General features: G+C 30.1%; 17 protein-coding genes. 3 read left to right on the forward strand and 14 right to left on the reverse strand.

What is annotated here, in order from left to right; translation table 11 throughout:
• Window positions 1-3: 3 nt before the first annotated feature.
• Together MOV42_RS08700 and MOV42_RS08705 are read left to right on the forward strand one after the other, a co-directional pair.
• Window positions 4-1,740, forward strand: a complete 1,737-nt coding sequence (locus tag MOV42_RS08700; protein WP_324170803.1) for a GspE/PulE family protein — start codon at window positions 4-6, stop codon at window positions 1,738-1,740.
• A complete protein-coding gene (locus tag MOV42_RS08705) occupies window positions 1,737-2,978 on the forward strand; it encodes a type II secretion system F family protein (protein WP_324170804.1) in 1,242 nt (413 codons plus the stop codon). Before MOV42_RS08700 ends, MOV42_RS08705 begins: the two co-directional genes overlap by 4 nt.
• A gap of 11 nt (window positions 2,979-2,989) precedes the next feature.
• Here the strand turns inward: MOV42_RS08705 and MOV42_RS08710 are convergent, their stop codons facing one another.
• Both MOV42_RS08710 and MOV42_RS08715 read right to left on the reverse strand, forming a co-directional pair.
• Window positions 2,990-3,565: a YigZ family protein gene (locus MOV42_RS08710; protein ID WP_324170805.1), complete on the reverse strand. Its 576-nt coding sequence runs from the start codon at window positions 3,563-3,565 to the stop codon at window positions 2,990-2,992.
• Window position 3,566: 1 nt separating this feature from the next.
• On the reverse strand, window positions 3,567-4,277 hold the full coding sequence (locus MOV42_RS08715; protein WP_324170806.1) for a YebC/PmpR family DNA-binding transcriptional regulator: 711 nt from the start codon (window positions 4,275-4,277) through the stop codon (window positions 3,567-3,569).
• 67 nt (window positions 4,278-4,344) lie between these two features.
• On the opposite strand from MOV42_RS08715, the gene MOV42_RS08720 reads away from it, so the two are divergent.
• Window positions 4,345-4,836 (forward strand): hypothetical protein, encoded by a 492-nt coding sequence (locus tag MOV42_RS08720; RefSeq protein ID WP_324170807.1) that lies wholly within the window; start codon window positions 4,345-4,347, stop codon window positions 4,834-4,836.
• Window positions 4,837-4,842: 6 nt separating this feature from the next.
• Here the strand turns inward: MOV42_RS08720 and MOV42_RS08725 are convergent, their stop codons facing one another.
• The 12 genes from MOV42_RS08725 to MOV42_RS08780 all read right to left on the reverse strand — a co-directional run bounded on the left by MOV42_RS08725 (window position 4,843) and on the right by MOV42_RS08780 (window position 13,828).
• On the reverse strand, window positions 4,843-5,574 hold the full coding sequence (locus MOV42_RS08725) for a tRNA 2-thiocytidine biosynthesis TtcA family protein (protein ID WP_324170808.1): 732 nt from the start codon (window positions 5,572-5,574) through the stop codon (window positions 4,843-4,845).
• Between the two features lie 16 nt (window positions 5,575-5,590).
• The gene (locus tag MOV42_RS08730) at window positions 5,591-6,283 is read right to left on the reverse strand and encodes a 5'-methylthioadenosine/adenosylhomocysteine nucleosidase (RefSeq protein WP_324170809.1); all 693 of its coding nucleotides are present in this window, start codon (window positions 6,281-6,283) and stop codon (window positions 5,591-5,593) included.
• 9 nt (window positions 6,284-6,292) lie between these two features.
• The gene (locus tag MOV42_RS08735; protein WP_324170810.1) at window positions 6,293-7,009 is read right to left on the reverse strand and encodes a nitrilase-related carbon-nitrogen hydrolase; all 717 of its coding nucleotides are present in this window, start codon (window positions 7,007-7,009) and stop codon (window positions 6,293-6,295) included.
• A complete protein-coding gene (gene fabD / locus MOV42_RS08740) occupies window positions 7,010-7,948 on the reverse strand; it encodes an ACP S-malonyltransferase (protein WP_324170811.1) in 939 nt (312 codons plus the stop codon).
• Window positions 7,949-8,046: 98 nt separating this feature from the next.
• A complete protein-coding gene (locus MOV42_RS08745; RefSeq protein WP_324170812.1) occupies window positions 8,047-8,835 on the reverse strand; it encodes a Fis family transcriptional regulator in 789 nt (262 codons plus the stop codon).
• Complete coding sequence (locus MOV42_RS08750) at window positions 8,786-9,304, reverse strand: peptidylprolyl isomerase (protein ID WP_324170813.1); 519 nt, start codon at window positions 9,302-9,304, stop codon at window positions 8,786-8,788. The genes MOV42_RS08745 and MOV42_RS08750 overlap by 50 nt, the downstream gene beginning before the upstream one ends.
• A gap of 70 nt (window positions 9,305-9,374) precedes the next feature.
• Entirely contained in the window at window positions 9,375-10,295 is a 921-nt protein-coding gene (locus tag MOV42_RS08755) for a tetratricopeptide repeat protein (protein WP_324170814.1), read from the reverse strand.
• 3 nt (window positions 10,296-10,298) lie between these two features.
• Entirely contained in the window at window positions 10,299-10,853 is a 555-nt protein-coding gene (locus tag MOV42_RS08760) for an OmpA family protein (RefSeq protein ID WP_324170815.1), read from the reverse strand.
• A gap of 95 nt (window positions 10,854-10,948) precedes the next feature.
• Window positions 10,949-12,199: a Tol-Pal system protein TolB gene (gene tolB / locus MOV42_RS08765; protein ID WP_324170816.1), complete on the reverse strand. Its 1,251-nt coding sequence runs from the start codon at window positions 12,197-12,199 to the stop codon at window positions 10,949-10,951.
• Complete coding sequence (locus MOV42_RS08770) at window positions 12,196-12,873, reverse strand: TonB C-terminal domain-containing protein (RefSeq protein ID WP_324170817.1); 678 nt, start codon at window positions 12,871-12,873, stop codon at window positions 12,196-12,198. Before MOV42_RS08770 ends, tolB begins: the two co-directional genes overlap by 4 nt.
• Entirely contained in the window at window positions 12,866-13,258 is a 393-nt protein-coding gene (locus MOV42_RS08775; protein WP_324170818.1) for a biopolymer transporter ExbD, read from the reverse strand. The genes MOV42_RS08770 and MOV42_RS08775 overlap by 8 nt, the downstream gene beginning before the upstream one ends.
• A 3-nt stretch (window positions 13,259-13,261) precedes the next feature.
• Window positions 13,262-13,828 (reverse strand): MotA/TolQ/ExbB proton channel family protein, encoded by a 567-nt coding sequence (locus tag MOV42_RS08780; protein ID WP_324170819.1) that lies wholly within the window; start codon window positions 13,826-13,828, stop codon window positions 13,262-13,264.

A 13,828-nucleotide genomic window follows, 5' to 3' on the forward strand; every position in this document is an offset into this window, starting at 1 on the left:
TTCATGGATAGAATAACTACTGATTTGCTTGCAAATGGATCGATTATGAAAGGTCAAGTTGATAGACTTTTAACAAAAGGTTTGAATTCTAACCTGATTTTAAGAGATATAACACTATCTGGGTTTATGACTATGGATAGACTTATTCGTTTCATAGTAGAACAAATAAGAAATGGTGTTTATGAATTATCAATTATTGATAATTATGATTATATTGCTGAAAAAGAAGTATTACAAAAATTATCTATTGAATTAGACTTGTCTTTTTTAGATTTAGACTCTATAGATATGGACTATCATCTTATAAGTAAAGTCCCTTTTACTCAGCTAAAAAAGCATACTGTCATACCAATTTCCCGTGATGACATGAGTGTAACAGTCGCTTTTTGCGATCCTCTAAATATTGAAGCTGAAGAAGCTATACAAAGACTTTTTTCAAGAAAAATTTTAAGAATTGCATGTGCAACAAAGAAACAAATCCAATCTTACTTATATAAAGTTGAACTACAAGATAGCGTAAAAGATTTAATTAAAAAAATTCGTGATGAATTAAACTCTATTACCTCATTAGAAGAACAACAAGAATCATCATCAATACTCCTCCTAATTGATGTCATTTTAAAAACATGTATTCGTAGTAGAGCAAGTGATGTGCATATAGAACCAACAGAGAAAAACTGTGTTGTTCGCGCTCGTATAGATGGTAAACTTACAGAAGTACAAATCTTTGATAAAGATATATATCCACCTTTAGCATCTAGACTTAAGCTTTTAGCTAATCTTGATATTGCCGAAAAAAGAAAACCTCAAGATGGTCGTTTTTCTACTACTGTTGGAGATCGAGAGTTTGACTTTCGTATATCTACACTACCTATTCTGTATGGAGAATCTATAGTTATGCGTGTTCTAGATAAGGAGAAGGCTCTTGTAAGACTAGAAGATGCAGGAATGGACTCTACAAGCTATAACAAACTTCTAAAAGGACTACAAGAGCCATTTGGTCTAATCCTAGTAACAGGACCTACAGGTAGTGGTAAAACAACAACTCTATATGGTGCATTAAATGAACTTAGAAATGTAGAAGATAAAGTTATTACAGTTGAGGACCCGGTTGAGTATAGAATGAATCTTATTCAACAAGTTCAAGTAAATCCAAAAGTAGGATTATCTTTTGCGGCAGCTCTTCGCTCTATATTAAGACAAGATCCAGATAAAATTATGATTGGTGAAATTAGAGATCAAGAAACTTTAGAGATTGCAATAAAAGCAGCTTTAACAGGTCACATGGTTATATCTACTCTCCACACAAATGACTCAATCAGTGCAATTCCTCGAATGGTTGATATGGGAATTGAAAATTATCTTATAAGTGGAGCCTTAGTTGCCATTCAAGCACAAAGACTAATTAGAAAGATTTGTACTAAATGTAAAGTAATAGAAAAAATTCCATCATCAACACTAGATGATTTTGAGCAATATATTCCAAAAAAAGCAATATTTTACAAAGGTCAAGGATGCAAAGAATGTAACGATACTGGGTATATGGGTAGAGAAATGATATGTGAAGTATTAACTATAACAGAAGCTATGTCATCTCTGATTGCTAAAAGTGCTCCAAAAGATGTTATGCTTACGCAAGCAATAGAAGATGGTTTTATTGGAATATTTGAAAATGGTATTCAAAAAGCTCTGGACGGTGTGACTAGTTTAGAAGAAGTATTAAGGGTGGCAAAAGTATGAAGTATTATATTGCAACGATTCTTACAAAAGGTAAAAGAGAAAAAATTTCTCTTTATGCAAAAGATAAAAAAGAAGCAAATGATTATGCGAAGTTAAAATACTCTGGAATAATTATCAAAGTTATCGAGGGTAAGGAACCTTTAGAAGCACAACTGAAAAGATTTAAAGCAAACTTTCTTCAGAATATTAAAAAAAGAAAAATTAAGCCAGATGGACTAATAGCTTCCATTCGTCAACTTGCAGTAATGACAAATGCTGGTATTTCAATATATGACTCTTTAAATGAAATTGCCCAGTCAACAGATGATCAGGCATTAGAACATGTTTTTGGTAAGCTTGCGGATGATATAAATTCCGGTCATTCATTATCAGTATCAATGAAAAATTTTCGTTTTGAGTTAGGAAATCTGACAATTGCCATGGTGGAACTTGGAGAAAAAACAGGTAATCTTGATGAGTCATTGTATGCTTTAGCTGATATGCTTGAAGAAATTCGATCTAATTTTATTAAATTTAAAAAAGCTATGGCATACCCAAGAAATGTAATGATTGCGATGGCTATAGCATTTACAATTTTAATATCTTTTGTTGTTCCAAAATTTAAATCAATTTTTGATTCATTAAAGGTTGAACTACCTCTGCCTACTCAAATATTACTTTTTCTCGAGCATCTATTTAATAACTACGGTCTTTATGTTATAGCTATATTATTTTTGTCTGTTTCACTTTTTAAATACCTTATAAGAAATTATACTCATATAAGAATGGGATGGCATAAGTTTTTATTAAAAACATATCTTATAAAAAATATTATTAAGTTTTCAACTCTAAATCGTTTTACATTAGTTTTTTCTGAACTAATCCGTGCTGGTATTCCCATAGCTGAAGCATTAGATACTGCGATAGGTATGATTGATAATTTACCACTAAAACGGAAATTACTTTCTGTGAGAAGAGCAGTTGAAAAAGGTGGCACATTAAATAATGGACTAAAAGAAACTAAACTTTTTGAAAATATGGTTTTACAGATGGTAAGAGCTGGTGAGGATAGCGGTACTCTTGACACTATGATTCAAAAAGTTGCAGAATACTATAAGATGCGTTTTGATGCAATAATAGATGGTCTTTCAGATGCAATAGAGCCTATTATGCTTGTTATAATTGCTGCAATGGTTATTCTTTTAGCATTAGGTATTTTCTTACCAATTTGGGGAATGGGCGCTGCTGTTGGAGGTTAGAATCTAAATATTTATTCAATAATATCTATTATTCTATCTAGTTTTTTTAATAAATTTTTAATACTGACTTCATCAGCTTTGATAGTATAAACTGCTTGTGATTCAAAAATCTTTTTTATTATACAAATATTTAGAATTTCACATTCATACTCAAGCTTTCTAATGTTTGAGTATGAAAAACATAATTTTACTTCTATCTCTTTCTTATACTCACTTAAATTCGCAATATTTATAAGCATATTTACAGCTTCTGAATAAGCTCGCACTAACCCACCAGTACCTAATTTAGTACCACCAAAATATCTGACTATTATCACTGCCGAGTTTATTAAATTTGAACCTTGAAGCACCATGAGACTTGGCTTACCTGAAGTTCCTTTTGGCTCACCATCATCAGTTGAGTATTCAGTTATTTGATTAAATTCATTTAGATATCTGTACGCAATTACAAAGTGCCTAGCTTTTAGATGTTCTTGTTTTAGTTTATTTAGTGTTAGTAAGAAATCATCATATGGAGTGAGATAAGCAATAAATTTAGATTGCTTTATCTCATAAGTTTTTGTATATGTTTTATCAATAAATTTCATACTATTGTATATTTGTAAAAACCTTTTGAACATCTTCATCATCTTCAAGTTTTTCTAAAATTTTATCAATCTCTTTTTGTTGTTCTGAAGATATGCAAATAGGACTATTTGCCATTCTCTCTAAATTTGCCTTTGTAATCTCTATATTCATATCTTCTAAAGCTGAGTTAAGAGTTCCAAAACTAGTATAATCTGCTGTAAGTAAACAAATTCCATCTTCTTCTTCAATCTCTTCTAATCCAGCATCTATAAGTTCTAATTCTAACTCTTCAATATCCATTTTGTCAGTTAGCTTAAACTCTATTAGGGCTTTTCTATCAAACATAAATTCTAAAGAACCATTAGTAAGAAGTTCTCCACCTCTTTTTGTAATAATATTTTTAATATTCGCTACTGTTCTAGTATTATTATCAGTCATTGATTCTACAAAAATTAAAACACCATGAGGAGCTTTACATTCATAATTCACTTCAAGCATAGAAGCTGTATCTTTTGCAGATGCTCTTTTAATAGCAGCTTCTATATTGTCTTTTGGCATATTTTCAGATTTGGCATTTAATATAGCAGTACGAAGTTTTGAGTTCATATCAGGATCACTACTCCCTTCTTTTGCTGCCATCATAATTATTTTACCTAGCTTTGGAAACAACTTTGACATTGCACCCCATCTCTTTAATTTTGACGCTTTTCTATATTCAAAGGCTCTACCCATAAAAATTTCCTTATTCTTAACATATAATTTCAGTATAATACCATATAGACATATATTAAGGATTTAAATGAGACTTAGTTTTAGACTTAAACACTATTTCTTTAGTGCTTTTCGAGAATTTTTTGTTCATCATCATGGCTCTCTAGAGTTTCGTGCTAAAATATTCGCCCTTGTCATAGCTTCAAATGAAGATTCTACTGTAGATAGTTATGTTGCCGTAAAAAAAATTGGTATGCAAATATATAAAGATGATGAAGATAGAGTAAATTTGTTAATGCTCTCAACTAAAGAACTGGTAAAAAAAGTTCAAGACAACAATGGATTAGATATTGATACCTTAGTTAATAATATTCAAAAAGAGTTAAAAATCATTCCAAGATACGCAAAAAAAATTGATGTTGAATCTCTAAAGCCAATTATCGACTTAACTCATGATAAAGATACTTTAGATTATCAACATAATATCATAGAATTTTTATCAAAATTAAAACAAGAAACTCTTCAAAATAAAAAAACACAAATTGAAAAAGATGAAAAAAATCTAGATTGTAGATACTAAATAGCTCTAAAGAGAAAACTTATCTTTATCAAAAAAACTATCAATTGATATATTTTTAAATGCTGAATTCAAGCTAGTAAATAGTTGAGGGAACTCTTCTTCCATTTTAGCTAACATTTTTTTCATATTAGCACGAGCATGTGGCATCTTTACATCAAAACGCATAGCAGGACAAGCTTCATCACCAATAGCATTTAAATTATTATCATCTACAAAAGCTCTAAGTTGGCGCTCACGCATCCCGATAAGTGGACGAATAACTATCAAACCATTTTCAGCTTTATATTTTGGTGCTAAACTTCGCATCTGCCCATTATAAATAAAATTCATAAAAAAACTCTCACAAGCATCATCCAAGTGATGACCTATCGCTACTTTATTACAGCCATTATCTTGCGCTGCTGTATAAAGATAACCTCTACGCATTCTAGAAAAGAAGCTACAAAATGAAGAGTTTTTTCTTATTTTTTCTTTTGCTAATTCATAAACTTTTGTATCTATTACAATATGATCAATCTCATGTTTTTTACAATGTTTTTTAAGGTCATCATAATTTTCACCCATTCCATAGCTAATAGTAACTGCAATAAAATCAAATTTAAAAGGGGCACGGCGTTGTTGTTCTCTCATAGCATGAATCATAGTAAGGGAATCTTTGCCGCCACTAAGTCCGACTAATATTTTATCGCCCTCTTCTATCAATTCAAACTCAGCATTTGTTTTACCAAGTTTAGACATTATTTTTTTAGATAACTTAATCGACAATCTTATCAACCATTCTCATAATAAACTCTGCTGATATAATCGCACTTGATTCCATAAACTCATCAAAAGAAAAACTTGCATCTGTGTCTGCAGTATCACTTATTGCGCGCAAGATAAAAAATGGAATATTTAAAGCATTACAAACAACAGCAACACTAGCTCCTTCCATTTCCAAGGCATCTGCTTTAAAGTGCTTTACTATGTTGTCTTTTACTACGGTATCATGTACAAACTGATCACCAGTAGCTATAATTCCTTCTTGAACTGTTTTACCAAGCTCTAAAGCCACTTTATTTGATAACTCTATTAAAGATTTATCAGCTTCAACAAATACAGAACCGCCAGGTACAAATCCCATGGGATGTCCAAAAGCTGTAATATCTAAATCATGTTGAGAAAGCTTAGATGCTACTATCAAGTCACCAATTTTAAGGGATGGGTTGATTGCACCAGCTACTCCAGAAAAAAGTAACTTGTCACAATTAAAATATTGTATCATGGTAGATGCTGTTAAAGTTGAAAAAACTTTACCAATTTTTGAATAAGCTACAACAATTTCTACCCCTTTATAAGTCGTTTCGTAGTATTCGTTGTCTGCATATTTTGTAGTTTTATATGAGCCAAGTTTTTCAAGTATTGGTGCTATTTCTTCGGGCATTGCACCCATAATTGCTATTTTCATTTTATTCCCTTATATTTCAAATGTTTTAATTATTTTTTCATAATGAGGTAGTTTATGTATTATTTTTGCATTGGAATCTACAATACAACTACCACCCCAAAAGCCTAGTCCATCTTCAAAACCTACACGATTAACAAAAATAACTTTAGCGTTACAATGCAAGGAAGCAGATTTTAATAAGGCTAGCCATTGGTCTTCTATATTTAAACCATCTTCATCAAATCCACGAGCAGGAGAGGCTACAATAGCAATTATATAATCAGGATTTTCATTAAAAAGTTGTTGATGCACTCCTGCATGCCATAAATCTTCACATACAAGCATAGAAATTTTACCGTGTGAACTATCAAACCCTTCAAATACACTTCCTGAACTAAAATATCGAGCTTCTTCAAACATTCCATAATTTGGCAAATGTACTTTATTGTGCTGAGAAATTAATTTTCCGTTTGAAAAATATAACGCAGCATTCCTAAATACTTTATTATCTCTAATTGCTCCACCAACAATAATATCAACTTGTACACTTAACCTCTTTAAAGAATCTAATTCATTTATTTCATAAGCATCTTCAAAAAGTTTATCTTGCAATAAATAACCATTTAGTGCTAATTCTGGAAATATAATTAAATCACTCTCTTTCTTATACTCATTTATTATTGAAATTATTTCAATAATATTTGAACGATTAAGCTTTGGAGAAATTTGAGCTAAAGTAACTTTCATTTAACTACAAATTTCCTCTGTAACTTTTGCTAAAGATGCCATATCTGAAATATTTAAAGTTTTAAGATTTTTTGCAATTCTACGATTTAAACCTTTTAATGTTATTCCATTTCCAAATTCAATTGCCATATCAACATCATCTGAAATTGCCAAAATAGATTGTTTATACTTAACAGGTTTAACTAATTGATCTTTTAATAATGATACTGCCTCTTCTTTAGTATTGTATCTCTTAGTTGTTACATTAGACACAATAGGAGCCTCGAAACTATCACTAACCATACTTAATAATAATTGAGCTAATGGCTCTTGGGCAGGTTCTAACAACTCACAATGAGAAGCTACTGACATGTCTAATAGTATAGCTCTTTTTGCACCAGCATCTTTAAATATTTTCTCTAATGACACTAAATCAGATTTCATTCCAGCTACAACTAATTGCCCATCTTGATTATAATTTGCAGGCCAAACTTTTTTCCCATTTGCTCGAGCATCTGAGCAAACTTTTTCAACAGACTCATCATTAAGACCCACTAAGACCATCATACCAGCTTCTATTTTCTCACATGCTGATTGCATAAATTTTCCACGATTATGTACTAATTCAATAGCATCTACATAATCAATCGCTCCAGATGCACATAAAGCAGAAAACTCTCCAAGCGAATGACCTAAAAATAATTCTGCGTTTATATTTGGACATGCTTCTTTAAAAAGTTTATAAGCAATCATTTGAACAAGTAAAATCGCAGGTTGAGTATATGCAGTTTGACCTAGTTTTTCATTCTCTTCAAATATTAATTCTTTAAAATCAACTCCTATTCTCTCCCCTGCTTTTGTAAACATTTCTCTAGCAGTTTTAGAATTTTCATAAAAATCTTTACCCATACCTACTGCTTGAGAGCCTTGCCCTGCGAATATCATTACTATTTTTGACATATTATATTTCCTTTGCTTAAACTCACTCTTTAGCAAAAGGCTATGAGTAGAGTTTATGTACTTCGCTTGCGAAGCTCGCCTTAACCCCGTAGGGGAACCTACAAATAGTCTTTATTATCTGCTATCTTTTTTCTTAATGTATTTCTATTTAACCCTAGTCTATCTGATAGTTGAAGCTGTGATTTAAACCTAGTCAAACCAGCTTTTATTAATGGTGCTTCATAGATATATAAAAAGTTTCTATAATCACTATGTGAACCTAACTTATCTACTAAAAAACTTTCTATAATTTGCATGAGTTCTTTATCTTTAATATCTCCTATCAGAGAGTGAATCATTACTTGTCTTTTTAATGACACAGAATTTTTGGATAAGTCTGGGATAAAATTTTTACTATTAAATTTTGTGCTACTTGAGAATAATGTAGATGCTTCTTTTACAAATATTTTTACTAATTCATTTACATCTTCATTTCTTTGACTAAGAGGGGGAATATCAAACTTAACACTAAAAATATCATCTATATATTCACTAACAAAATAATTTTTAGCAGTCGCTATAATTCTTACAGAATTAGAATTTATCACATTTACAATTTTTTTAATATTTGGTGAATTTTCTAGATTAAGAATTATTATTTCATTAACGTTTTGCAAGGCTGTAAGTATTTCATTATATTCAGATGCCTCTATAATCGGAGCATCTGGAAGAATGTACTGAGCAAGACTCTTTTTACCAACACCTATCTCACCTAATATAAGTGCATTAACACTAAGTGTTTTTAAAAGAGTAGCTGTTTTAAATGCTTGTGCAGAAGAAGCACAAGCAGTTACAAAATTAGTTGCATCCACAACCAGTGCCACCACCTGTTCCACAACAATCATCATCTTGCTTATTTTCTTGAGGTACACCTGTCATAGCTTCTTCTTCAGATGCTTCTCTAACATTATTAATTGTAACTGCAAACATCAATGATTTTCCAGCTAAAGGATGATTAAAATCAATTATTATATTTTCTTCACCTATTTCTTTAACAATAACTTGAACAGTAGCACCATTTTCACCTTGTCCATAAAGAGTCATGCCAACTTCTAAATCTATACCAGAAAATTGATCTTTTGGAACTTCTTGTTTTGCTTCTAAATTCAACTCTCCATAAGCATCTTCCGGTTTAACTAAGATGTCAGCTTTTTCACCAATACTCATGTTAACAATTCCATTTTCTAAACCTGGAATTATTTGACCTTTTCCAAACATAAATACCAAAGGTGTTCCACCTATATTACTGTCTACTACTACTTCGCCGTCACGAACTTCATACTCTATTGATACTATTTGATTTGTTTCAATTGCCATTTTTATTAGCCTTATATTTTTTTTTGAATTTTAACATAAAGATGCATAATATTACTAAAATATTATACAATTACTTCATCTTACTAAGTTTACTTTTTGCTGTTAAAGCATGTTCAGAATTTGGATACTTAGAGATAATACCTTTAAAAAAAGATTTTGCATTTTTATTATCACCTGTCTTTTGCATTGAAATTGCGGTATGTAGCATTAGTAATGGCATATAAGAAGCCTTAGAATATAAAGCAGCACTTTTTTTAAAGTATGCTATTGCATCACTATAATTTTTTCTGTAATACTTCATCTCACCCACCATATAATGTGAACGGGCAGGTCTATAGTTTTTATCAATTAAGTGGGTATAGTATTGCATACTTTTAGTATAATATTTTTTATCATATAATTTTTTTGCTTGTTCTTCTATTTCAGCATTAGATAATTTATCTAATTTAGATTTTTTTGAAGTTGACTTGCTTCTTAATTCTTTTGCAACTAATTCTTTAAATTTATTAAAATCATTAACTAATACATTAAATTTATCTTTAGAGACATAATTAGTATCTATCTTATTAAGTACTATTGAAATTTCGCTAACTGTTTTTTGTATTTTTTGAATATCTTGAGCATTTTTTTGAGATACTTCGCTTAATCTTTTTTCATATTCATTTACATTAATTAATTCATCACTATTTTTTTTATCCAAACTTTTTAATTTAAATTTATTTTCTTGAGATTTTCTACTTAAACCTTCAATAATTGTTTGTAATCCATCTATTCTTTCTCTAAGAGAATCAACTTCATTAGCTTGGTTGTTACTTTTAACTACAACTTTTTTAAGATTTTTTTTATTTTGAAGAATTACTTTTTCACTAGAAGTTAAGCCATAAGGCTTAGAAGTTTCTAAGTCTCCTGCTCCAAAAGCAGATGGCTCAGCATTAAGTATAGTATATGTGAGGATAGTTGCCAAAAAGGCAACTAAAAAAGATTTGTTCATAAATTATGGAAGAAGTTTAAAGTCTACGCGACGATTTTTTGCCCAACAATCTTTTGTTTTATTACTACACACTGGATTACTCTCACCATAACTTACCATTGTTATACGACCTTCATCTACGCCCTCAGCAACTAATGCTTTTTTAACAGCCGAAGCTCTTTTAAGTCCTAATGCAAAGTTGTACTCATCACTGCCCCACTCATCACAATTACCTTCTAGTTTAACAGTAAAAGCACCAGCAGTACCATTCGCTAAAGTAGCACTATTTGTTACTTTTTCTTGCATATCAGCACGAACACTAAATTTATCATAGTCAAAATACACTGACAATAATTCTTTTTCTAAAGTTGCCATATTTACCTCATTCGAGTCTGAGTTTAAAATACTATTTTCAGCAACTGATGCATCTTCGGCAGCTACAGTCTCCGTTTTTACAGAATCAACTTCCTGAGCTACAACTTCTTGTTCCACTTTCGTATCAACTGTTGGTTCTTTATCTGCACAACCACTAAAAACTAACATTGCAAAAACTATACTTGAAATGATTAAACTTTTCATATTTACTTACCTTCTTTTTTTATTTATAATAGATTGTACCAAAAAAATAATAATAAGTCATCATATATCAAGTATAAATTATAAAAAGATCAATATTACCAATCCATAGCTTGTAATCTTCCATACTTCAGTGGAAAAAGATAGTTTTTATTGTGGTTTAATCTTATGATTCCTATAGAACTCTGACTTTTGTAGTTTTTAATAAAAAGAATCGCATCTCCATCTTTTGAGAATCTTGGAAACTCATTTATACCAGTTGCGGTCAGTCTTCTTATAAAATCTGTTTTTGTAGAGATAAGATGCAAGTTAAATGTATTCTTTGAAAAAGCATTTGAACTCTCTCTTGATTTATAAACTATATATTCACCAAATGCACTACATGCAGCATTACTTTTTCCATAATAAACCATTTGGTCTACACCACTACTTCCAATAACTTTAGAAAAAATATTTGGATAGCCTAATCTCCCAGATACAAAAACAATTTTTTTATCATTCATAAATTGAGCATTTACATCAATGCCAGTATAGTTTGTTATTTTTTTTGCTTTAAAAGTTTGGGTATCATATAAATAAATATCTGGTTGTCCTTTTGGAGCCATCGTTAAAAGTAACTTTGTAGAATCATTGCTTACATCAGAGCAAATCATCATTCCATCGGATGAGATAATAGCTTTACTTTCCCCCGTTGATATATCAACATATTTAAGGGTTGGTTTTTTAGTATCAAGTGTTGTGTAGTAAAATGCTGTTTGCTTTTTATTTGCCCATTTTGGAAATATACTAAATCCACCTTTAACCATTATATGCTGATATGTAAGAGTATAATCAGCAATGACTATTTCAGTTTTTTTTGAACTTACAACTTTAGAAAAAATAACTCTTCTTTTCATCCACTCGACAGAAGAAGCACCCATAAACTCATTTACATCATAAGCAATTGTATGAGATATGAAAATATATACATTTTTTCTATTAATTCTATATTTTTTTAATAAAACTGCTTCATTATTTTTAAGAAGCTTCAGCTCAACATTTAGCGCTCCATCATCATCTTCTTCTAGTTTATATCTTAAAACATAATCCATATTCTTATTTTCTACTATAACATCTGTGTCATTATAGTGAGTTTTACGATGATGTCTATCTACATTAAATAAAGATATGACATTTAAATCTGCAACTAACGCTTTAAAAAAACGCAGTTTAAATGTATCATCATAACTTACAGAAGAATCTTCTACTGCTATTGTTGGAAGTGATTCAACTTTTTTAATTACATCTATCGTTGCATCATTTGCAAAAGAAATTGAAATTATAAATATCCAAGATAGTAATATTTTCACATTTTATCCTTATTTTCAGGTATTAAATTAATTGTTGCTCTAAAAGACTGATTGTTCATATTAGCTGGGAATAGCGTTGAACTTAATCTTTTTTTTATTTTATCGCACTCATCGTTTAAACTACTATTTTGAGAGTAAACCAAAATTCTAAAATCAATCAATTTACCAAGTGAAGTCAACTCAATAACAGCTTCTACATTATGACCTTGCGAGTTAGGTGGAGGTGTAAAATTTTGATAAACTAAAGCTTGAATTTTAGCTAAATATTCATTAACTTCACCAGTACTTGATGATTTCTTCAACTCTTCATTTTTGTTTAAATGTATATCTGTTAAAAAAATCTTTTTAGTAGTTATTTCTATTTTTTTTGATTTTTTACTTATATCTTGTAATCTTTTATTATCAACTTTTTTTATCTTATCTATTTTTTTGGTCCATACCTCACTAAAAAGATCATCTATGTTTAAAGCTTGTTTCTTTGCTGTATTCTTCAATGGAACAGTCTTAATATCTTGAAGTTCCAAAGAAATAGATATATAATTATCTTTTTTTAAAGCAAAAATTTTAGATTTTGATATTGATAGCATCATATATAGAACTACAAAAAAGAAAAAAGAAAATAAAGATATAGAGATAAACCCACTTATATAAAAATATGAATTGTTATTAACCATTTGTAGCTAGTGAAACCTCAGAAAAACCTGCTTGTTTAACTGCAGCCAATACTGACATAACAACACCATATTCTAGAGTTTTGTCTGCACTAATCAGCACAGTTGCTTTTAAATCTAGTTTTTGAGAATAAAGAAAAAAATTATCCATAAACTCGTGCAGTGAATAATTATCTTTATTTATTTTAATATTTAAATTTTTATCTATTGAAATATGCACTGGTGAAATTTTAGAGAGTTGTTTACTCATTGAGCCTTGTGGCAGTTTAATGTTTTCTTCGTAAATAATATTTGGAGCTATAACCATTAATATTGCAAGTAATACTAACATAACATCAACTAATGGTGTAATATTTAATTCTGGTTTATCTTCCCAATCATAAATCATTTGCTATGCCTTACGAGCTAATATCGCATCACTTTGCATCTGAAGTGCACCAATAAGTTCAAAAGATTTTCTTTTTAGCATCTGATGATAAGTATATGCAAAAATCGCAACAAATATACCTGCTGCAGTTGCAACAAGAGCATCTGAAACGCCACTTGAAATAACAGACATACTTCCACTACTTTGACCAATATGGGTAAAAGTATCTAAAATTGAGACAACTGTTCCAAATAGCCCAATAAACGGGGTAGTAGACGCAAATACAGAAAGCAGAGATAAGCCTTTTGTGGCTTCTTTAGTAGCTGCTAACATACCTAAATCTAAAATTTCTTTTCCAATATTTGTACTAGTTTTAATAAAATTATTTAAAAAAGAATCGTCATTAACAGTTGAAGCTCCTAAAAGAAGTGACTCTAAAGAGGCATTTTCTTTTTGAAGCCAACTATTAATAGAAAAATAGCGGTAAAAAAAAACCCAGTTTAAAACTATAAAATATACTGACAACAAAACCAATACACCCAAGGTAACTGGGTGACTTTTAAGATAAAAGTCTATAAGGTTGTTAATCAT

Origin of the sequence: Sulfurimonas sp. (assembly GCF_029027405.1) — a bacterium.
Lineage (GTDB): Bacteria > Campylobacterota > Campylobacteria > Campylobacterales > Sulfurimonadaceae > Sulfurimonas.